Source organism: Streptomyces sp. R818 (assembly GCF_056172735.1).
In genome coordinates, this window is record NZ_JAOCNE010000014.1 from 685185 (window position 1) to 705102 (window position 19918).

General features: G+C 72.9%; 17 protein-coding genes. 8 read left to right on the plus strand and 9 right to left on the minus strand.

Going from position 1 to position 19918, the window contains the following annotated elements; all coding sequences use genetic code 11:
• Positions 1–15: 15 nt before the first annotated feature.
• Together N5I75_RS34905 and N5I75_RS34910 are read right to left on the minus strand one after the other, a co-directional pair.
• On the minus strand, positions 16–1437 hold the full coding sequence (locus N5I75_RS34905) for a VWA domain-containing protein (RefSeq protein ID WP_476684161.1): 1422 nt from the start codon (positions 1435–1437) through the stop codon (positions 16–18).
• A gap of 18 nt (positions 1438–1455) precedes the next feature.
• Positions 1456–2655, minus strand: a complete 1200-nt coding sequence (locus N5I75_RS34910; protein WP_476684162.1) for an AAA family ATPase — start codon at positions 2653–2655, stop codon at positions 1456–1458.
• 88 nt (positions 2656–2743) lie between these two features.
• Between N5I75_RS34910 and N5I75_RS34915 the strand changes: the two genes are divergently transcribed.
• Positions 2744–3544 carry an acyl-CoA thioesterase domain-containing protein gene (locus N5I75_RS34915; RefSeq protein WP_476684163.1) on the plus strand — a complete coding sequence of 267 codons (801 nt, stop codon included), beginning with the start codon at positions 2744–2746 and terminating at the stop codon, positions 3542–3544.
• A gap of 190 nt (positions 3545–3734) precedes the next feature.
• On the opposite strand, the gene N5I75_RS34920 is transcribed toward N5I75_RS34915, so the two are convergent.
• Genes N5I75_RS34920 through N5I75_RS34935 form a run of 4 tightly spaced genes read right to left on the minus strand, consistent with a single transcriptional unit; the run spans position 3735 to position 9343 of the window.
• Complete coding sequence (locus tag N5I75_RS34920; RefSeq protein ID WP_476684889.1) at positions 3735–4736, minus strand: ABC transporter ATP-binding protein; 1002 nt, start codon at positions 4734–4736, stop codon at positions 3735–3737.
• Positions 4737–4792: 56 nt separating this feature from the next.
• The gene (locus tag N5I75_RS34925) at positions 4793–6763 is read right to left on the minus strand and encodes a dipeptide/oligopeptide/nickel ABC transporter permease/ATP-binding protein (RefSeq protein WP_476684164.1); all 1971 of its coding nucleotides are present in this window, start codon (positions 6761–6763) and stop codon (positions 4793–4795) included.
• Positions 6763–7713, minus strand: a complete 951-nt coding sequence (locus N5I75_RS34930; protein WP_476684165.1) for an ABC transporter permease — start codon at positions 7711–7713, stop codon at positions 6763–6765. The genes N5I75_RS34925 and N5I75_RS34930 overlap by 1 nt, the downstream gene beginning before the upstream one ends.
• A 34-nt stretch (positions 7714–7747) precedes the next feature.
• A complete protein-coding gene (locus tag N5I75_RS34935; protein ID WP_476684166.1) occupies positions 7748–9343 on the minus strand; it encodes an ABC transporter substrate-binding protein in 1596 nt (531 codons plus the stop codon).
• Between the two features lie 151 nt (positions 9344–9494).
• Between N5I75_RS34935 and N5I75_RS34940 the strand changes: the two genes are divergently transcribed.
• From N5I75_RS34940 to N5I75_RS34965, 6 genes are all read left to right on the plus strand, one after another.
• Complete coding sequence (locus N5I75_RS34940; protein WP_476684891.1) at positions 9495–10214, plus strand: FadR/GntR family transcriptional regulator; 720 nt, start codon at positions 9495–9497, stop codon at positions 10212–10214.
• Between the two features lie 230 nt (positions 10215–10444).
• Positions 10445–11461: an acetylxylan esterase gene (locus N5I75_RS34945; protein WP_476684167.1), complete on the plus strand. Its 1017-nt coding sequence runs from the start codon at positions 10445–10447 to the stop codon at positions 11459–11461.
• A gap of 30 nt (positions 11462–11491) precedes the next feature.
• The gene (locus N5I75_RS34950) at positions 11492–12952 is read left to right on the plus strand and encodes an exo-alpha-sialidase (protein ID WP_476684168.1); all 1461 of its coding nucleotides are present in this window, start codon (positions 11492–11494) and stop codon (positions 12950–12952) included.
• A gap of 50 nt (positions 12953–13002) precedes the next feature.
• On the plus strand, positions 13003–13962 hold the full coding sequence (locus N5I75_RS34955; RefSeq protein WP_476684169.1) for a dihydrodipicolinate synthase family protein: 960 nt from the start codon (positions 13003–13005) through the stop codon (positions 13960–13962).
• The gene (locus N5I75_RS34960) at positions 13959–14903 is read left to right on the plus strand and encodes an ROK family protein (RefSeq protein ID WP_476684170.1); all 945 of its coding nucleotides are present in this window, start codon (positions 13959–13961) and stop codon (positions 14901–14903) included. The genes N5I75_RS34955 and N5I75_RS34960 overlap by 4 nt, the downstream gene beginning before the upstream one ends.
• Positions 14900–15595, plus strand: coding sequence for an N-acetylmannosamine-6-phosphate 2-epimerase (locus N5I75_RS34965; RefSeq protein WP_476684171.1), 696 nt, complete (start codon positions 14900–14902; stop codon positions 15593–15595). The genes N5I75_RS34960 and N5I75_RS34965 overlap by 4 nt, the downstream gene beginning before the upstream one ends.
• On the opposite strand, the gene N5I75_RS34970 is transcribed toward N5I75_RS34965, so the two are convergent.
• Positions 15583–16956, minus strand: coding sequence for a phosphodiester glycosidase family protein (locus N5I75_RS34970; RefSeq protein ID WP_476684172.1), 1374 nt, complete (start codon positions 16954–16956; stop codon positions 15583–15585). The two genes, N5I75_RS34965 and N5I75_RS34970, sit on opposite strands and share 13 nt — an antisense overlap.
• 98 nt (positions 16957–17054) lie before the next feature.
• Here N5I75_RS34970 and N5I75_RS34975 point away from each other — a divergent pair, with 98 nt between their 5' ends.
• A complete protein-coding gene (locus tag N5I75_RS34975) occupies positions 17055–17369 on the plus strand; it encodes a hypothetical protein (protein ID WP_476684173.1) in 315 nt (104 codons plus the stop codon).
• A gap of 143 nt (positions 17370–17512) precedes the next feature.
• On the opposite strand, the gene N5I75_RS34980 is transcribed toward N5I75_RS34975, so the two are convergent.
• Both N5I75_RS34980 and N5I75_RS34985 read right to left on the minus strand, forming a co-directional pair.
• Positions 17513–18535, minus strand: a complete 1023-nt coding sequence (locus N5I75_RS34980; protein ID WP_394436534.1) for a DNA-directed RNA polymerase subunit alpha — start codon at positions 18533–18535, stop codon at positions 17513–17515.
• A gap of 114 nt (positions 18536–18649) precedes the next feature.
• Positions 18650–19822 (minus strand): winged helix DNA-binding domain-containing protein, encoded by a 1173-nt coding sequence (locus N5I75_RS34985; RefSeq protein ID WP_476684174.1) that lies wholly within the window; start codon positions 19820–19822, stop codon positions 18650–18652.
• Positions 19823–19918 lie beyond the last annotated feature (96 nt).

The window sequence follows — 19918 nt, forward strand, 5'->3', positions numbered from 1 at the left end:
CCGTCCGGCCAACGGTCAGATCACGCGGAACAGGTCGGCCGTTGCGTGGACGTCTGTGAAGTCTTCTATCGCGCGTAGGTTGTCGCTGAGGGTGTCCAGGACGGAGTCGGTCGCGGCCACGCGGGGGGCGCCGACCGCGACGCCGAAGAGACGGAAGCCGAGCCGGTGCTTGGACTGTTTCCAGCCGCGCAGCCACTCCTCGGTGACGCCGCAGTCGTCGTCGGTGAGCAGCACGATGTCGCCGCGGGAGCGGGCCGCGTCGTCAAACTCCTCCGCGAGTACCTCCGCGGCGACGGAGAGCGGCCGCTGGTAGCTGGTGCCGCCGCCGAGGAACGTCTCCGCGAACTCCAGGACGCGGGTGACGTCCGCGGCCTCGGCCGCCGGGAACCGGAACACCCGGACCTTGTCCGCCGCGGAGAACAGCACCCCGACGAAGTCGCGTCCGGCGGCGCGGGCCTGGTCGAGGAGGGCGAGCGCGCACGCCTTCGCCCAGGCCTCGCGGGTGATGCCGCCGGGCCCCTCCTCGTACATGGAGTGCGAGGTGTCGACGCACGCGACGACGGCGCCCCGGCCCGTGCGCTGCTCACCCCGGTGGTCGTAGAGCATCAGCTCCCCGGCGGCGTACCGCGCGGCGAACACGGCGCGCAGCGCGGGCAGTCCGAGGTGGGCCAGTTCGGAGGGGACGACGCGGGAGAGGTCGTCGCCCAGCGTGACGCCGACCAGTTCTCCGCTCGTGTTCTCCACCTTGTGGGCCCGCTCGCCGGCCGCCATCTGCCGGAAGCGGCCGATCAGATCGGCCCATCGGGCGAGCCGACTGCCGCGCAGTCGCTCGGCGAGGCGCAGCCGTTCGGCGAACGGCAATCGCTCCGTCTCGCCGGGCGTGACGCCCCAGGCCCGCAGCATCGCGGCCTCCTGCCGCGCGGACGTGGCCGCACGCGCCGACGCCGCGTGGGCGGCGGCGCGCAGGGTTGATCCTGCGGCCGCGAGGGCCTGCGCGGCTTGCCCCTCTGCGGCTTCGGTCGCCTCGGCGGCTGCGTCCTCCTCGTCCCGGGCCGACTTCAGCATCCGGCGCAGCGCCGGGCCCATGGCGAGGACGGCCATCGCGGCGGCGTAGGCGTCACCGGCCGTCGTGCGGCGCAACTCCGCGAAGTCCGGCGGCTCCATGAGCGCGGTGAGGAGGTCATGGTGGAGCAGCCGGGACGGATGCATCCGCGCCCGCTCGCGCAAGCGCGGCGTGGGCTGGTACGCGGCCGCGAACACGTCCGCCAGCAGGTCGGCGGCGCCGCGGTGGCGCACGGTCAGTTCGTCGGCCAGTTCGCGCAGGCCCGCCGACTGGGCGTAGGTGTCGCGCCAGGCGAAGCGGTCGAAGCGGTCGGGGACCACGCAGGTGTGCTCGGTCGCCGCGGGCCGGGCGGGAGCACTGGGTGTCTCGTTCATGTGTGTGCCTCCGGCGGGTCAGAGCTGGCCCTGCACCATGCTCGTGTCCATGCCGAGCGCCTCGGTCAGCACGCGGGCGCGGACCGCTCGCTGACGGTTCGTCACCCGGTCGATGGTGGCCGTGGACCGGCCCGCCGCGGTGGCCTGCGCGTGCAGCTGCTCCAGCCGTCGGCCCGCCGTGGCGAGCTTGTTGTGGGCGTTCTTGATGACCCAGTCGCTCAGCGCCTCGCGCGACTGACCGGCCATGGCGTCGAGCTGCGTCTCCAGCTCGTCGAGGACGTCCGCGAGGTCCAGCGTCTCCTTGGCGTCGGGGTTGACCAGGTGCAGCACCTCCCGTTCGACGGTGGGGCGCTGCGCGGGCGAGTCCCACAACACGTGGGTCAGCACGGACAGATCGGTCGCGGCGACCTCCGGACGGCCGTCGAGGTACGCGGACGCCTGCAGCAGACCCACCGCCTGCCGCCAGCGCCGGTCGGAGGCGATCAGCTCCTTGCGGCGCAGGGCGGCGCGCAGCGTGCACACCGCGTCCACGATCGCGTCCGGGACCTCCACGGCCGGCACGGCCTCGGCCACCGCGCACTGCAACGCGGACAGCTCGACGGTCGTCCGGGCGGGCGGCACCGGACGGCCGACGGCGGACCGGACGAGCGCGGCGAAGTTCGAGGGGTCGGTGAGGTAACCGACCTCGATGCGGACGAGCAGCCGGTCGTAGATGGCGGCGGTGTCCTCGCCGCTGGGCAGCTCGTTGCTGGCCGTGATGGCGCCGATCAGCGGGCAGTGGATGGGCGCCCCGCCGCTCTCGGGGTGGTAGATGCGCTCGTTGAGATAGCCGAGTGTCTCGTTCAGCGCCGCCGTGGAGCACTTGAATATCTCGTCGATGAACGCGATGTGCGCGGTCGTGGCGCGGCCGTCGTAGATCTGCCGGTACTCGCCCCGCGCCAGCGCGGCGACGTCGACCGGCCCGAACATCCGCGTCGGCGCCGTGAACTTCGACAGCAGGATCTCCCAGTACGACGCCCCCTCGACGCGGCCCGTCAGCTCCCGGGCCAGCTCCGACTTGGCGGTCCCGGGCGGCCCGAGCACCAAGGAGTGCTGCCCGGCGAGCAACGCCACCACCAGCGTCCGCACCACATCGTCCCGCTCGTAGAACCGCCCCGCCAACTCCCCGCACACGTCCCGGAGTCGAGCGGCCGTCCCCTGCGCGTCCTGCGCTGTCATGTGTCTGTACCTCCCCCGCGATGTTCTCAGGAGGGGTCACACTGAGACCCACCGCACTCGACGACAGGCATGAGAGAGGGGACCCCGCGTGGCCCAGACCGAGAGTGACTCCTCCTACTTCACCCTGGACGACGACGGCGTCTTCGTGCCCGGGGAGCGGGCACGGGGCTGGTGGGCGCCCGGGACCGTGCACGGGCGGTTGCTCGCCGGGCTCGCCGCGCGGGCGCTGGAGCGGGAGCACGGGGCCGAGGGGATGCACTTCGCCCGGCTCACCGTCGACCTGTTCCGCAGCGCACCCCTGGCCCCCGTCCGCGTAACGACCGAGCGGGTGCGGGACGGCCGGCGCATACGGGTCGCCGACGCCGTCGTGCTCGGCGCCGACGGGGAGGGGGACGGTGCGCCGCTGGCGCGGGTCAGCGCGGTCCTGCTGCGGACGAGCGCACCGCCGCCCGGGCACGTCCCCGCCACCGGCCCGTGGGACGCCCCGCCGCCCGACGCGCTGCCCGCCTCCCACACGGCGCGCACGTTCTGGCGGTTCGACGAGGATTTGCAGCCGGTGCGCGAGTGGCGCGCCGACCAGCGGCGCAGGGCTTGGCTCCGCGAGTCGCGGCCGCTGGTGGCGGGGGAGTCCGTCTCCCCGCTCGTCCGCGTCACGCTCGCCGCCGACGCGGCCAGCCCGATGGCCCACGCCAGCGACGAGGGGCTGCGCTACATCAACGCCGACTACACCCTCACCCTCAGCCGCCTCCCGCTCAGCGACGAGATCGGCCTGGAGGCCACCGCCCACACGGCCGAGGACGGCATCGCCGTCGGCCACTGCGCCCTGTACGACGCGGCGGGCCCGATCGGCTACTGCGTCACCACCGCCGTCGCCAACGACGTCCGGTGACGGGCCGCGGCGGAGGTGGGGGGCGGGACGTCACGAGAGGGCGGGGGAGGAGGTGTCCCGTCCACGGGCCTGACGTCCGGAGTGCGACGAACCCGGACCAGCGCGGCGGACGCGGGCTCCCGCTGGTGAACGTGGTGGCCGCCCTCGTACGGACGCACGGCACGCCGGAGCACGGGACGGCCACCCACGTCTACTTCGCCGCCTGAACGCCCCCACCGTCCCCGACGGTCGGCGGGACAGGCGCCCCCGGACGCACACAGTGCCACCGGTGCCCCTCCCCGCCCGTCTCCGGCGCCGGGAACGCGGTGGCGCACGCGTCGTCCGCCTTCCAGCACCGCGTACGGAACGGACAGCCGGACGGCGGATGCGTCGCGGACGGCACCGGGCCGTGCAGCACGATGCGTTCGGGCCGCTCCAGGAGGCTCGGCGTCGCCGACAGCAGGGCCTCGGTGTACGGGTGCCGGGGACGGCCCGTGACCGCGTCGGCCGGGCCCTCCTCCACCACGCGCCCGAGGTACAGGACGGCGATGCGGTCCGCGAGGTAGCGCACGGTCTGCACGTCGTGCGAGATGAACACCATGCCGAGGCCGAGCCGCGCCCGCAGATCCGTGAGCAGATTGAGGATCTGGGCGCGCACCGACACGTCCAGGGCGCTGGTGGGCTCGTCCGCGACGATGAGTTCGGGCTCCAGGGCAAGGGCGCGGGCGATCGCCACGCGCTGCCGCTGCCCGCCGGAGAGTTGGCCCGGCAGCGCGTCGAGGGTGTGTCCGGGCAGGCCGACCAGGTCGAGGAGTTCCGCGACGCGCCGTTCGCGGTCGGCGCGACTGCCCCGGCGGTGCACGTCGAGCGGGTCGCGCAGGATGCGGCGGACCGGGAGGCGCGGGTTGAGCGCCGTGGACGGGTCCTGGAACACGACGCCGACCGAGGGCCCGAACTCCGTACGCCGTTCGGCGGCGGACATCCGCCACAGGTCGCGGCCGTGGAAGAGGACCTGGCCCTCGGTCGGGCGCTGCAGGCCCGTGACCACGCGGGCCAGCGTCGACTTGCCGCAGCCGGACTCGCCGACCAGGCCCACGATCTCGCCGCGCCGCACCTCCAGGGACGCGTCGGTGAGGGCGTGCACGGAGTCCCGGCGCAGTACGCCGCCGCTGCGGGCCTTGTGGCGTACGTGGATGCCGTCGAGGCGGATCAGCGGAGCGTCGTCCTCGGCGGTGTCCGGGGAGGGGCTGCGCAGAGGGGCGGGTGCGGTCATCGGGCGCTCTCCAGGTGCTGGGCCGTGCGGTCCGCCGGGGCCGGGTGGTGGCAGGCGAAGGCGTGGTCGCCGGCCGGGCCCCGTTCGGTGGCGGGAGGTGGCGTGGTGGCGCACAGGTCGGTCGCGGCGGCGCAGCGCGAGGCGAAGCGGCAGCCCGCGCCGAACGACCGGGGCGCGGGCACCACACCCCGGATCTGGTGCAGCCGCTCGGCGCCCGCCTCCAGGGAGACGACGGAGCCGAGCAGTCCGCGGCTGTAGTGGTGCGCCGGGTCGGTCAGCAGGGAGCGGGTCGTCCCGGCCTCGGCGACCTGGCCCGCGTACATGACGGCCACGCGGTGGGCGAGGTCGCCGACGAGCGCGAGGTCGTGCGAGACGAGGACGATCGCGAAGCCGAGCTCGTCCCGCAACTTCACCAGCAGCTCGACGACTTGGGCCTGCACGGTGACGTCGAGCGCGGTCGTCGGCTCGTCCGCGATGAGCAGGCGCGGGCTGCGGGAGAGCGCCATGGCGATGAGGACGCGCTGGCGCTGGCCGCCGGAGAGCTCGTGCGGGTAGCTGCGCAGGGTGCGTTCGGGGGAGAGGCCGACGAGGTCGAGGAGTTCGGCCGGGGTGCGGGTGCCGCCGCGCGAGGTGAGCCGCTTGAGCTGGGTGCCGATCAGGACGGACGGGTTCAGGGACGACATGGCGTCCTGGTAGACCATCGCGATTTCCGGGCCCATCAGGGCGCGGCGCTCCTTCGGCGTCAGCGTCAGCAGGTCGCGGCCCCGGTAGCGGATCACGCCCTCGACCTCGGCGTTGCGGGCGAGGAGCCCCATGATGGCGAGGCTGGTGATGGACTTGCCGCAGCCGGACTCGCCGACCAGGCCCAGCGTCTCGCCCTCGCGGACGGTGAAGGAGATGCCGTCGACGACCCGGGTGTCGCCGTAGCGGTCGGGGAAGCGGATGGTCAGGTCGCGTACGGCGAGGAGCTCGGGCGCGTCGGCGGGCAGCGGCGGCACCGAGGGCTCGGTCGCGGCGAGGCGCGTGGCGAGTGCGCCGAGGGACGCCCGCACCTCCGCCTCGTCCGCGACGGCCGCCGCGGGTGTCTCCACGGGGTCGCCGCCGCCCGTGCGGGAGGTGTCGGGGGCGGCCGAGGCGTCGGTCATGCCCTCCGACAGGACGTTCAGGGCGAGCACCGTGACGAGGAGGCACAGGCCGGGGAAGAACGTCGCCCACCAGCCGCCGGACAGCAGGATCTGCCGGCCGTACGCGAGGACGCTGCCCCAGCTCGGGTCCGGGTCCTGCACACCGGCTCCGATGAACGACAGGCTCGCCTCGAAGATGATCGAGTCGGCGACCATCACGGTGGCGAACACCAGGACAGGCGCCGCACAGTTGACGGCGACATGGCGGGCGACGACGTAGCCGCGCCGCGCGCCGATGACCTGCTCGGCGGCCACGTAGTCCTCGCCGTACTGCTCGAGGACGTTGGCGCGCACGACCCGGGCCAGCGACGGCGCGTAGACGAACGCGATGGTGAAGATGATGACCGGGACGCTCGGCCCGAACACGGCGACGAGGACGGCGGCGAGCGCGATCGGCGGGAACGACATGACGACGTCGAGCGTGCGCATCACCGACTCGTCCGCGAGCTTGCGCGAGGTCGCGGCGAGCGCGCCGAGCACGGAGCCGAGCGCGAGGGCGAGCAGGGTCGCGCCGAAGCCGATGGTCAGTGAGTAGCGGGCGCCGTGCACGACGCGGGCGAAGATGTCGCGTCCCGCGCGGTCGGTGCCGAACCAGTGGTCGCCGCTCGGTCCTTGCGCGGGTGTGCCGGTGGCGAGCGGGTCCTGGGTGAGCAGCGGCGCGAGCACCGCGCCGAGGACGACGACCAGGAGCACGCCGAGGGCGATCCGGGAGGCGGGCGGCAGGCGGCGAAGGCGGGCGCCGGGCCGGGCGAGACGCCCGGCGAGGGAACGTGGGGCGAGCATCACACCGTCCTGATACGCGGGTTGACGAGCAGGTAGAGCAGGTCGACGACGACGTTGACCACGAGGAACGCGATGGCGATGGTGAGCACGGTGCCCTGCACGAGCGCGACGTCGCCGCCGGTGACGCCTTCGAGGATCAGCTTGCCCATGCCGGGCAGGTCGAAGATCGCCTCGATGACGACGGCGCCGCTGAGCAGATAGCCCACCTTGACACCGAGCACGGTGAGCGGTGTGACGAGCGCGTTGCGCAGCACCGAGCGGATGATGAGGAACGGCGGCAGGCCGCTGCCGCGCGCGGTGCGCACGTAGTCGCGGTCGAGTTCCGCCACCATCGACGTGCGGACGAGGCGGGCGAGGGACGCGGCGACGGGCAGCGCGAGCGAGATCGCGGGCAGGGCGAGGGAGCGCAGCCAGCCGGTGAAGGACTCCGCCGGGTTGACGTACCCGCCCGTCGGGAAGAGCGGCGTGTTCAGCGCGAACTGCTGGATGAGCAGTACCCCGAGCCAGAACGACGGCAGGGCGATCCCGGCCATGGACAGGACGCGGAAGACCTGGTCGGGCCAGCGGTCGCGGTACACGGCGCTGGTGACACCGACGGCCAGCGCGAGCACGATCGCAAGGGCGAGGCCGAGCAGCGTCAGTTGCAGGGTCAGCGGGAACGCGGTCGTGATGCGGTCGATCACGGGCTGGCTGGGCGGCACGGTGACCCCGAGATCGCCCTGGACCAGCTGGCCCAGGAAGGCGAAGTACCGTACCGGCAACGGGTCGTCGAGGCCGTGCGCCTCGGCGAACGCGGCGCGCGCCTCGGGGCTCGCGCTGTCGCCGAGCGCGTTGTACGCGGGGTCGGCGGGCGAGAACTGCAGGACCACGAAGACAAGCAGTGCGATGCCGAGGATCATCACCGGCATCATCGCGACGCGGCGCAGCGCGAGCCGGAGGAAAGCAACCATCGTGTAGTTCCTAGGAGTTGGGGCTCACAGCGGCTCAGGCGCGGCCGACGTCGACGAAGGACAGGCCCGTGGTGGGCAGCGGCTTGAAGCCGGTGAGCGCGTCGGAGGTCCAGGCGGTGGGCAGCTTGCGGTGGAGCACCGGGTAGAGCGCGGCCTCCTCGGCGACGAGGTCGGTGACCTGGCCCCACAGTTCCTTGCGTTTGTTCTCGTCGGTGGCTCCGGCCGCCCGGTCCAGCAGCGACCTGGTCTTCTTGTACGCGGCCGAACCGGCCCACGCGTACCGCTTCTCGGGCCAGAACCCGTAGTAGAACCAGCGCAGGAGCAGGTCGGCGTCGTTGCCGAAGACCGACGGGTCGCCCGGCGCGGCCATCACGTCGAACGCGCCCTTGTCGACCTTGGCGTACTGCGCGGGGGACTGGGCGATGTCGAGCTTGGCGTCGATCCCGGCCGCCGCCCAGCTCTCCTTGATCAGCGGGGCGATGTCCTTGACCCAGCCGGTGTCGGTGAGCAGGAGGGTGAAGGACAGCTTCGAGACCCCGGCGTCGGCGAGGAGCCGCTTCGCCTCGGCGAGGTCGTGGCCGTAGACGGTGGCGGCCTTGCGGTAGTCGGGGTGGGTCGCCGGGACGTACCCGGTGGCCGGTTCGGCGTTGCCGAGCAGCGCGGTCCTGATGAGCTTCTCGGTGTCCAGGGCGTAGTGCAGCGCCTGGCGCACCCGCTTGTCCGCGAACCGCTTGTCGGCGCAGTTGAACATGAGGAACAGCAGCCCGAAGGACTGCACGGACTCGACCTGGTTCTTGCCGGTGAAGCCCTTCATGTCGATGTAGGGCACGTCCTCGATGGCCTGGACGCGGCCCGACTGCAGGGCGCTGACCCGGGCGGACGGGTCCGAGATGAGGTGCCAGGTGATCTTCTCGGCCTTGGCCGGGCGGGGTCCGTTGTACTCGTCGTACTTCGCCATCACGATCTTGTCCTCGCGGACCGCGGAGACGAAGCGATAGGGCCCGGAGCCGACCGGCTTCGCGTCGAACGCCTTCGCGTCGGCGCCCGCGATCTTCTTCGGCACGATGCGCACGACGGAGATCCTGGAGGGGAAGAGCGCGAAGGGGTGCTTCAGCTTGAACTCGACCGTGCCCGCGTCCACGGCGCGCACGGTGTCGATGAACGGCACGAACTGCGCCATCAGCGACGCGTTCGCCGGGTCGAGGACCCGCTCGAAGCTGAACACCACGTCCTCGGCGGTCACGGGCGAGCCGTCGTGGAAGGTGGCGCCCTTGCGCAGAGTGGCGCGGTACGTTGTCGCGTTGATCTTCTGCGGCATCCCGGTGGCGAGGGCGGGCCGGGCGACGAGCGTGGCCGGATCGAGATCGACGAGGCCCTCGAAGATGTGCATGTTGGCGGCGTACGGGGTCGCGCCGGACGTGATCATCGGGTCGAACCCGGTGGACAGCGGGTACGACAGGCCGGCCTCGATCGTCCTCGCACCGGCGCCGGACGTCTCCGCGCCGTCGCCGGTGGAGGCGGGGCCGCCGCAGGCCGAGAGCCCGGCGGTGACCGCGGTCGTCACACCGATGGCGCTCGTGTATCTGATGAAGGTGCGGCGGTCGACGCCGGTTGCGCTGCGCGAGAGCACGAAATCCTCCGGAAGGCGGATGAGGGGGACCACGGAGAGGCAGAGGGGGTCAGACGTCTGATGTCTGATGCCTTGATAGTGTGGGAACGTAGCCCGGCGAACCGAAAGGGGTCAAGAGGTGGCGGTGGAACAGGGGGCGGCCCGGGCGGTCATGCCCGAGCCCAAGTCGGCACGACAGCCGTTGCGACAGGAGGTCGTCGACGGCATCAAGGCGTACATCCTGCACAACAAGCTCCGCCCCGGTGACCCGCTGCCGACCGAGCCCGCGCTGTGCGAGGCGCTCGGCGCGAGCCGCTCCAGCGTGCGCGAGGCCATCAGGATCCTCACCGCGCTGGACATCGTCGAGGTCCGGCACGGGCACGGCACCTATGTCGGCAGGCTGAGCCTGTCCGCGCTCGTCGAGAGCCTGACCTTCCGCGGACTGCTCAGCCCCGACGACGACTTCCAGGTGATGTCGGACCTCATCGAGGTGCGCGAACTCTTCGAGCGCGGCATGGCCGAACGGCTCGTCGACGCGCTGGAGGACGAGCAGATCGACCGCCTCCAGGGGCTCGTCGACACGATGCGCGAGGCCGGCGCGGGGAAGGGGAACGGGTTCGTCGACGCGGACCGGTCCTTCCACACCCTGCTCGTGGCGCCGCTCGGCAACAATCTCATCGGCCAGCTCTCCGCCGCGTTTTGGGACGTGTACGTCATCGTCGCCCCGCACCTCGACGTGTTCACCCACGAGCACGAGGTGTCGACCATCACCAACCACCAGCGCATCGTGGACGCCGTGCGCGCCCGGGACGCGGCCGGGTTCGCCGCCGCGCTCACCGACCACTACGCGCCCGTTCGGCAGCGGATCGCCGAGGCGCGCGCCCGCCGCTGACCTGCGGTTCCATCCATCGGCGCAGCCCGTCGCGCAGAGGGCTGCGCCGCTTCGGCACGCCCGCCCGAGGTGAACGGGGCGGCGCACACCCGCACTTGACGCCTGTCGCGGGGATCCCTAAGGTCCCAGGACAGCAGACATCAGACGTCTGCCGTCAGCTGCGCCGACTGGCTGCTCGCACGTGCGTCGACCACGCACACCCGCACTCACACGTACCCCGGGGCCCCTTCATGCCACAGACGGACCTCACCCTCGCCCAGTGCCTCGCACTCCGGCCCGACCTCGACGAACCGGCCGACCTCGACCGGTTCTGGTCCCGCACCCTCGACCGGGCCCGCGCCACCGGCACACGTCCGCGCTTCACACGTGTCGACACCGGCCTGACCCAGGTCGACACCTACGACGCCACCGTGCCCGGCTTCGACGGCGAACCCGTACGCGGCTGGCTGCACCTGCCCGCCGGGGCGCGGGAACCGCTCGGCTGCGTCGTCGAGTTCCTCGGCTACGGCCGCGGGCGCGGCCTCGCCCACGAGCAACTGCTGTGGGCCAACGCCGGATACGCGCACTTCCTGATGGACACCCGGGGCCAGGGCTGGTCCACCGCGGGCGGCGACACCCCCGACCCCGCCGCCCTCGCGCCCGGCACGGTCCCCGGCTTCCTGACCCGCGGCGTCGAGAGCCCGCAACAGCACTACTACCGCCGGGTGTTCACCGACGCGGTGCGCTGTGTCGACGCCGTCCGCGCGCACCCCGCCGTCGACCCCGGCCGGATCGTGGTGACCGGCATCAGCCAGGGCGGCGGCATCGCCCTCGCGGTGGCCGCGCTCGTCCCGGGACTCGCCGGTGCCATGCCCGACGTCCCGTTCCTGTGCGACATCCGCCGTGCCGCACGTATCTCGGCAACCAGCCCGTACACCGAGGTCGCCGAGTACCTGCGCCTGCACCGCGACCGCGCAGACTCGGTCTTCACCACACTCTCCTACGTCGACGCCGCCGTCCTCGCCTCCCGCGCCACCGCCCCGGCCCTGTTCTCCATCGCCATGATGGACGACGTCTGCCCGCCCTCCACCTGCTTCGCCGCCTACCACCGGTACGCGGGCCCGAAGGACGTCCGCGTCTACGAGTTCAACGGACACGAGGGCGGCGGCGGCCACCATCGGCGGGAGCAACTCGACTGGCTGCGGGCCCTGTTCGCCCCCGGCACCGACCCGACCGCCCGCCCCCTGCACGACCCGCACCTCGTCTGAGGCCCACCCATCCGGAGAAGAGGTCCGTCCATGCAGCGCAGAACCACCCTGGCCACCCTCGCCGCGGCGCTCACCGTCGTCGCCGCCACCACGACCGGCGCCCACGGCGCCGCCACCGCCACCCTCGCCTCCCAGGACCTGGCGACCGCCGGCACCGGATCGCCGTACTACCGCATCCCCGCCCTGACCAGGACCGTCAAGGGCACGGTCCTCGCCGCGTACGACGCCCGTCCGACCCTCGCCGACCTGCCGGGCAACATCGGCGTCGTCGTGCGCCGCAGCACCGACGGAGGCGCCACCTGGCAGGCCCAGCAGGTGGTCCGCAAGGACGCGGCCCCGAAGGGGTACGGCGACCCGAGCCTCCTCGTGGACCGCGACACCGGCCGGATCTTCCTCTTCTACGCGGCCTCCGTGAACCAGGGCTTCCTCGGCTCCGCCACCGGCACCGACGAGAGCGACCCGAACGTCCTCCAGGCCGACTACAGCTACTCCGACGACGACGGCCTGACCTGGAAGCACCAGCGCATCACCGCCGCCGTCAAGAACCCGGCGTGGGGCGGCATGTTCGCCGCGTCCGGCGAAGGCGTACAACTGCGCCGGGGCGCGTACAAAGGCCGCCTCATCCAGCAGTACGCGATCCGCAGCAACGGCGCCAACTACGCGGTCAGCGCGTACAGCGACGACCATGGCGCCACCTGGAGGACGGGAACTCCGGTCGGCCCGGGCGGCGACGAGAACAAGACCGTCGAGCTGTCCGACGGCCGGGTCATGCTCAACAACCGCTCGGCGCCCTACCGCTCGGTCGCGTACTCCACCGACGGGGGCGTGACCTACACCCCGTTCCAGCAGGACACCGAGCTGCCCGACCCCGGCAACAACGGCTCGATCGCCCGCTTCGCGCCCGTCGTCGACCCCTCGCACCCGCGCGCTTCCTGGCTGCTGTTCTCCAACACCGCGACGACCAGCGGCCGCAGCAACCTCACCGTCCGCCTCTCCTGCGACAACGGGCAGAACTGGCCGGTCCGCAAAGTCGTCGAGGCGGGCTCCGCCGCGTACTCCACGCTGACCCCGCTCAGCGACGGCACCGCGGCCAACCCGGGCGTCGGCCTGCTCTGGGAACGCGACAACTACCGGCACATCACCTACTCCTCCTTCGACCTCCAGTGGCTCGGCGGTGTCTGCGCGCCGGTCACCGTCACCCCGCCCGCGAGCCTGAAGGCGGGCGCCACCACCGAGGTCGCCGTCCGCGTCGTCAGCCAGAACGACGTGGCCCTGCCCGCCGGCGCGGTCTCGCTCACCCTCCCGCAGGGCTACAGCGCGCCCGCCGTGACCATGCCCGCGCTCGATCCCGGCCAGGGCGCCACGGTGAAGATCCCGGTCACGGTCCCGGCGACCGCGCCTGCCGGAACCGTCAAGGCGACCGCCGACTATCAGGTCCGCGGACGCCAGCACGCCTACGGCGACGCCCAGTTGACCGTCGTCGCCCCCTAGCTCCCTCCTGCTCGTCCCTCTCCGCACCCACGTACCACCTGGAGTCCTCCATGTCCTGGTCCCAGCCCCTCCGCGGCGTCGTCCCGCCCGTCTGCACCCCGCTGGACGCGCGCGGCGAGGTCGACACGGCCTCGCTCACCCGCCTCGTCGGCCACCTCATCGACGGGGGAGTGCACGGCCTGTTCGCCCTGGGCTCCAGCAGCGAGGTCGCCTTCCTCACGGACCGCCAACGCGCCACCGCACTGGAGACGGTCGTCGAGGCAACCGGCGGGCGCGTGCCCGTGCTCGCCGGTGTCATCGACATGACCACGCCCCGCGTCGTGGAGCACGGCCGCGCCGCCCTCGCGGCGGGCGCCGACGCGCTGGTGGCGACCGCCCCCTTCTACACCCGTACGCACCCGGTCGAGATCGCCCGCCACTTCCGCACCCTGCGCGACCGCGTCGACCTGCCCCTGTTCGCCTACGACCTGCCCGTCTGCGTGCACAGCAAGCTCTCCACCGCCCTGGTGCGCGACCTCGCGCTGGACGGCACCCTCGCCGGGCTCAAGGACAGCAGCGGCGACGAGGGTTCCCTGCGGCGGCTGATCGTCGGACTCGGCGGCCGGCACGGGCGCGCCGACGGACCCGCCCCCTCCTTCAGCATCCTCACCGGCTCCGAACTGACGGTGGACGCGGCCCTGCTGGCGGGCGCCGACGGCGTGGTCCCCGGCCTCGGCAACGTGGACCCGGCCGGTTACGTCCGCCTCTACGACGCCGTGCGCGGCGGCGACCTGGACACCGCCGTCAAGGAGCAGGAGCGCCTCGTCGAACTGTTCGGCCTCGTCGACACGGGTCCGGAGAGCGAGATGGGCCGCAACTCCTCGGCCCTGGGGGGCTTCAAGCACGCCCTGCGGCTGCTCGGCGTGTTCACCGAGGGCACGACGGCCGCGCCGCAGATACCGCTCGGCGCGACCTCGATCGCGTCGGTCGAGGAGCACCTGCGCGCCGCCGGTCTGCTGCCCGTCCGATGACGGTTCGGACGCGCCCGGTGATCGGGCTCGACCTGGGCGGCACGAAGATCGACGCCGCCCTCGTCGCGGGCGACGGAAGCATCCTCGCCCGGCACACCAAACCCACCCCGGCGGCGGAGGGCCCCGAGGCCGTGCTCAACGCCCTGGCGGAAGCCGCCCGCGCGGTGTCCGCACCGGCGGCCGGGGCGATCGGGGTGGCCGCCGCCGGGGTCATCGACCCGGTCACCGGCACCGTCACCAGCGCCACCGACACCCTGCGCGGCTGGGCGGGCACGGCCCTCGCCGCCGGTCTCGCCGCCCGTACGGGGCTGCCGGTCGCCTGCGACAACGACGTACGGGCCGCCGCGGCCACCGAACTCGGCGCCCTCGCCGGAGCGGACGGCTCGCTCCTCTACCTGGCCGTCGGCACCGGCGTCGGCGGCGCGGTCGCCGCCCGGGGACGGATCCTGCACGGCGCCTCGGGCGTCGCGGGACACCTCGGGCACCTGCCGAGCCCCGAAGCCGCCGGCCTGCCCTGCACCTGCGGGGCGACGGGCCACCTCGAAGCCATCGCGGCCGGGCCCGCCATCGCCGCGCACTACGCGCGGATGACGGGGAAGGCGGTCGTCCCTCTGCAACGGGTCGCCGAGCACGCCCGCCACGGAGACCCGCACGCCGCGTCCGCCATCGCCCTCGGAGCGCGCGCGGCGGGCCGGGCGCTCGGCGGCCTCGCCAACGCGCTCGGCTCCGAACGCGTCGTCGTCGCGGGCGGCGTCCCGCGCATCGGCCCCCTCTACTGGGACGCGCTGCGCGAGGCGTTCGCCGCCGAACTCATGCCGCCGCTCCGGGGGTTGGAGCCGTCACCGCCCCGTGTCGGTGCCGCCGCCGCGGTGCTCGGCGCCGCCGCCCTCACCCGCACCCTCCCCCTGCACACACCCAGCACGACCGGAGTGACCCCGTGACCCCAGACGCCCTCACCGCGGCCCTCGCCGGACGCCTCGTCGTCTCCTGCCAGGCGCCGCCCGGAGATCCGATGCGCCACACCGACACGCTCGTACGGATGGCCGTGGCGGCCCGGGACGGTGGCGCCGCCGCCGTCCGTGTCAACGAGCCGGAGGTCGTCGCCGCCACCGTCGCGGCGGTCGGCCTGCCGGTGATCGGCCTGTGGAAGGACGGCGACACCGGGGTCTACATCACCCCGACCGTGCGCCACGCCCTCGCCCTGGTCGAGGCGGGCGCGGCCGTCGTCGCCGCCGACGCCACGGCCCGCCCGCGCCCCGACGGCGGCACCTTCGCTGACCTCGTGGCGGCCGTGCACGCGGCGGGCGCCCTGGTGATGGCCGACGTCTCGAACCTCACCGAAGGGTGCGAGGCCGCGCGCCGGGGCGCCGACCTCGTCTCGACGACCCTCTCCGGCTACGTGCCGGGCTCCCCGCGCCGAGACGGCCCTGACCTGCGGCTTGTCGCGGAACTCGCCGCCGCCGTCGGCGTCCCGGTCGTCGCCGAGGGCCGCATCGCGACCCCCGCGCAGGCCGCGGAGGCGCTGGCGGCGGGTGCGACCAGCGTCGTCGTCGGCACGGCGATCACCGCGCCGACGGCGTTGACGCGCCTGTTCGTGGCGGGGCTCACGGACGATGGTGGTCAGCGGGCATAGACGGCGACGAAGTCGCGGGTGGCCTGGTGGTAATAGCGGGTGGCCGGGTTCTCGAAGTCGAGGATGTTGGCCGGCGTCGGGTTGTGCGGGGTGCGGCGGCCGTCGTAGCTCATGAACGACGGCCAGGCGCGGTTCATGTCGAGCGGCATCGCCCGCACCGCCCCCGCCCGCTGCATGAGGTGGGCGAGCGTGGGCGCGGAGAGCGCCTGGCCGACGACCATGACGACGTCGCCCTCGGCGGTGACGCCGACGCCCGAGCGCTCCACGAACATGCGGGACTGGTCGGATGCGCCCCACTTGCTGTCGTCGTCGATGTCGCGCACCACCTTCCCGTCGTCCACCATCAGCTCCAGACACTGGCGCACCCCGACCACGTCGGGTGTCATCCGTACGTCCCGTCCCCACACCCCGATGTCCATGGAGCCGTCGCGGTGGAAGACCTCGGAGGCCGCGCCGTCGCGCAGGGCGCCGACGGTCTTGCCGTCGAGGTGGAAGCCGCCGCGCGACCCACCATCGGTGATCTTGAAGCCGCCGTTCCAGGTGGCGAGCAGCCCGGTGCGGGAACCGGCCGGGATGGTCGGAGGTGTGCGGAAGGTGGCTCCGGGTTCGCGCAGGCCGGGGTGGAGCTGGAAGCGGGTGTGTTTCGCGCTGATCCAGGCGATGGCGGCCTGGTAGGAGGTGTGCTCGCCGTCGGGGCGCACGTAGGTGCCCTGGACCAGCGGCCGGCCCTTGTCACTGGCCAGGGTCCGCCACACGCCTTCGCCCTTCAGTGCGGGGGTGACCAGCGGCTTCATGGGCGGGCGCACCTGCACGTCACCGGCCGCGGGGGCGGCAGCGGCGGGCACGTCCTTCATCCGGTCCGCGGCGGCCCGCGGCAGCTCGCCGCCGACCTCGGGCGGGTCCAGCCGGTACTTCGCGTTCTCCAACTGGTCGACGACCGCGCCCATGCGGTGCTCGCGGGCCCACCCGGCGAGGCGCGCCGCGGTGCTGTCGTCACCGGGGTAGGTGAGCGCCTTGGACACCGACCAGCCGAGCGTGCCGGTGGCGAGGACGATGGTCGCGAGCACGGCGCGGCCGGCCCGCGGGTGCCGCCTCAGCACCCCGGGCTTCTTCCGCGCGGCCTCGGAGGCTGCCTCCGGCGCGGCCTCCTCCGGTGAGCCCTTGCGCCGCCCGCGCAGGAGGACGAGGGGGAGGGTGAGCCCGGCGAGGACGACCAGGGCGATCCCGGCGGGCCGGTCGAAGTCGTGCGCGCTCAGGGGTGCGGCCGTGAATCCCGTACACGTCAGGGTGGCCGCGGCGACACACGTGTGGGTGAGGTGACGTCGGGTCAGGCAGCGGCGGAACACACGCTTTTCGGGCATGGCGGAAACTTATGAGCGGCGCTGACACCTTGCCATCGGAGCTGAGCCACACGTGTGAGACACCGGCCTGGCACCCGGCCGCGGGGCACACTCGTGGTGTGCAGAAGAAACGCAGTGTCGAGCCGACCGACGACGGCCACCACGTCATCATCGACGGCCGGAAGTGGCGGGCCACGGACCCGTCGCTGCCGGAGGAGACCGCGGCGGAGCTCCGCAAGCATCTGATGGCGGCCCGCCGCGCGGTGCGTGACGCCCTCCGCCAGGAGGACCCCGAGGCCGAGCGCCGGGCCCGCGCCCGGGTCCAGCTCGCGAAGACCGCTCTCGGCGAACGGGGGCCCGCCTGGTGGGAGCAGTCGGAGGCGGAGCGCAGGGAGAGATGGGAGGCGGGGCTCGACCGGCTCAGGACGGAGTGACCGGTGCACCACTCCCCAGGGCGAACCACCCGACAGTGACCGGTGCACCACTCCCGAGGGCGAACCACCGAACAACGAGGCCGGGCCCCGGAGTGACGGCGGTCACTCCGGGGCCCGGCAGCTGCCGTGCGGTACTACGTGGTTCAGTACTGCTCGGTCTCGATGAACCCGGCGTCCGAGTCATCGGTGGCCGCGAACGTGTCGGCCGCGGTGGTCGGGTCGAACCCGGGCGGGCTGTCACGGAGCGCGAGGCCCATACCGGCCAGCTTCGCCTTGATCTCGTCGATCGACTTCGCACCGAAGTTGCGGATGTCGAGCAGGTCCGCCTCCGAGCGGGCGACGAGCTCACCCACGGAGTGGATGCCCTCGCGCTTGAGGCAGTTGTAGGACCGGACCGTGAGGTCGAGGTCCTCGATCGGCAGCACGAGGTCGGCGGCGAGCGCGGCGTCCGTCGGGGACGGACCCATGTCGATGCCCTCGGCGTCGACGTTCAGCTCGCGGGCCAGACCGAACAGCTCGACCAGGGTCTTGCCGGCCGACGCCATGGCGTCACGGGGACGCATGGCCTGCTTGGTCTCGACGTCGACGATCAGCTTGTCGAAGTCGGTGCGCTGCTCGACACGCGTGGCCTCGACCTTGTACGTGACCTTGAGAACGGGCGAGTAGATCGAGTCGACCGGGATGCGCCCGATCTCCTGACCGACCTGCTTGTTCTGCACGGCGGAGACGTAGCCGCGACCGCGCTCGACGGTCAGCTCCATCTCCAGCTTGCCCTTGCCGTTGAGCGTGGCGAGGACGAGGTCGGGGTTGTGCACCTCGACACCGGCCGGGGGCGCGATGTCGGCGCCGGTGACCAGACCCGGACCCTGCTTGCGCAGGTACATCACGACCGGCTCGTCGTGCTCCGAGGAGACGACGAGCTGCTTGATGTTGAGGATGAGGTCGGTGACGTCTTCCTTGACGCCCGGCACGGTGGTGAACTCGTGCAGGACCCCGTCGATACGGATGCTGGTGACAGCAGCGCCCGGGATGGACGAGAGAAGGGTCCGGCGAAGTGAGTTGCCGAGGGTGTAGCCGAAGCCCGGCTCCAGCGGCTCGATCACGAACCGGGAGCGGAATTCGTCGACGACCTCTTCGGTCAACGAAGGACGCTGAGCGATCAGCATGAAGTGTTGCCTCCAGTGTTCGGCGCCCGCTATCTGGCGCCCTAGACACTGCGAGGGTAACGGGCGAAACGGCCCCGCAAGATCCGGCCCGCCCGAAAGTGGCGCCCGCGCGGGCTATGCGTGTGGCCCCACGGACACCGGTCCCACCGTCAACTGGGCTTTTCCTTCGGCGACTTCACCGACGCGCTCGGCCTGGCGTGCCAAATCTTTCCGTTGTCCGACTGTGAGGTGGCTCAAAGATTCGACCGTGACGGTGACGCGCCGGCCCGAGCGCCGCTGGTGCCAGACGCCCGCCACGACGCCGCCGACGAGGAGCAGCGGATAGTTCCCCGCCTGGCCGCGGGCGAGCGCGCGCTCGAAGGCCCGGCCCGGGAAGAGCAGCTCGCGGGGGTGCGAGGCGATCCCGAACGCATCGAAGTAGGGCAGAAGCCGCACTTCCCCTTTTTCCGTCTCCGGCCCCGGTTCCGGGAAGTCGCCGTCACCGGCCGCCACCCACGCCGGTCCGGCGCCCTCGAACTCCACCGGTTCGATCCGCCCGTCACCGGCCAGCTCCGCGAAGAGCGCGGTGGCCCAGCCCTGGGGAGCCGCCAGCCACCTGGCGAAGTGGCGCGGGGTGGCCGGACCGTAGGCGTACAGACAGCGGCGGACGAGCGCGGCGAGCGCGGCGTCCCGCTCCATCGGCGTCACACCCGGGTTCGTGTAGGTGACCTGCCGACCCCGGTTCGGGCCGAACGCCAGCACGCCGCGGTGCGCCACCGTGTGCGTCGCCTGCCGCCACCGCGGCCACATGCCCTGGAAGGCGGGCATCACGAGATCACCGGCCCACGGACCCGTCCGCGCCACGATCGCCTCCGTCAGCTCGTCGGCGGTCAGCTCCGCGCCGGACAGCGCGTCCCCGGCGGCCGCGACGACGGCGTCCGTCTGCTCCGCCGTGAGCCTGATGTCCTTCGCCATCCGCCCGGCGCCGGGGACCGCGGAGAGCGCGCCGGTCCACATCGGCATGTCGGCGGCAGCGAGCAGGTGAACGGTGCCGCGCGGCCCGTACGTCTTCACCAGTGACCGCTCCCGCCACAGCGCCTCGCGTACGTGGGTGCGCGTCGCCCTCTCGATACGCAGCCCCAGTGACAGCTCGGCCGCGGACAACACCTGGGCGTGCGCGCCGAGCATGGCGGCGGCCAGGTCGGGTACCGCGGTGGGGGAGCCGGGGACCGGCGTGAGCAGGCCCTGGCGCCGCATGCGACGGGCGTTCGCGGCGGACCAGGGCACGAAAGGTGGCGTCGTCGGCATGGTGCGACGCTAATTCGCATCTAGGTCAGGGGCTGTCCGCGTTGCACCGCAAGACCAGGAAGGCCGACGCAGGCGGGCCGCCCGCCTGTCGGCGTG

Excerpts from the sequence above, each read along its gene's own strand:
- N5I75_RS34905 (WP_476684161.1), bottom strand. The coding sequence starts at position 1,437 with ATGAACGAGACACCCAGTGCTCCCGCCCGGCCCGCGGCGACCGAGCAC.
- N5I75_RS34910 (WP_476684162.1), bottom strand. The coding sequence starts at position 2,655 with ATGACAGCGCAGGACGCGCAGGGGACGGCCGCTCGACTCCGGGACGTG.
- N5I75_RS34925 (WP_476684164.1), bottom strand. The coding sequence starts at position 6,763 with ATGCTCGCCCCACGTTCCCTCGCCGGGCGTCTCGCCCGGCCCGGCGCC.
- N5I75_RS34930 (WP_476684165.1), bottom strand. The coding sequence starts at position 7,713 with ATGGTTGCTTTCCTCCGGCTCGCGCTGCGCCGCGTCGCGATGATGCCG.
- N5I75_RS34940 (WP_476684891.1), top strand. The coding sequence starts at position 9,495 with ATGCCCGAGCCCAAGTCGGCACGACAGCCGTTGCGACAGGAGGTCGTC.
- N5I75_RS34945 (WP_476684167.1), top strand. The coding sequence starts at position 10,445 with ATGCCACAGACGGACCTCACCCTCGCCCAGTGCCTCGCACTCCGGCCC.
- N5I75_RS34950 (WP_476684168.1), top strand. The coding sequence starts at position 11,492 with ATGCAGCGCAGAACCACCCTGGCCACCCTCGCCGCGGCGCTCACCGTC.
- N5I75_RS34955 (WP_476684169.1), top strand. The coding sequence starts at position 13,003 with ATGTCCTGGTCCCAGCCCCTCCGCGGCGTCGTCCCGCCCGTCTGCACC.
- N5I75_RS34960 (WP_476684170.1), top strand. The coding sequence starts at position 13,959 with ATGACGGTTCGGACGCGCCCGGTGATCGGGCTCGACCTGGGCGGCACG.
- N5I75_RS34970 (WP_476684172.1), bottom strand. The coding sequence starts at position 16,956 with ATGCCCGAAAAGCGTGTGTTCCGCCGCTGCCTGACCCGACGTCACCTC.
- N5I75_RS34980 (WP_394436534.1), bottom strand. The coding sequence starts at position 18,535 with ATGCTGATCGCTCAGCGTCCTTCGTTGACCGAAGAGGTCGTCGACGAA.
- N5I75_RS34985 (WP_476684174.1), bottom strand. The coding sequence starts at position 19,822 with ATGCCGACGACGCCACCTTTCGTGCCCTGGTCCGCCGCGAACGCCCGT.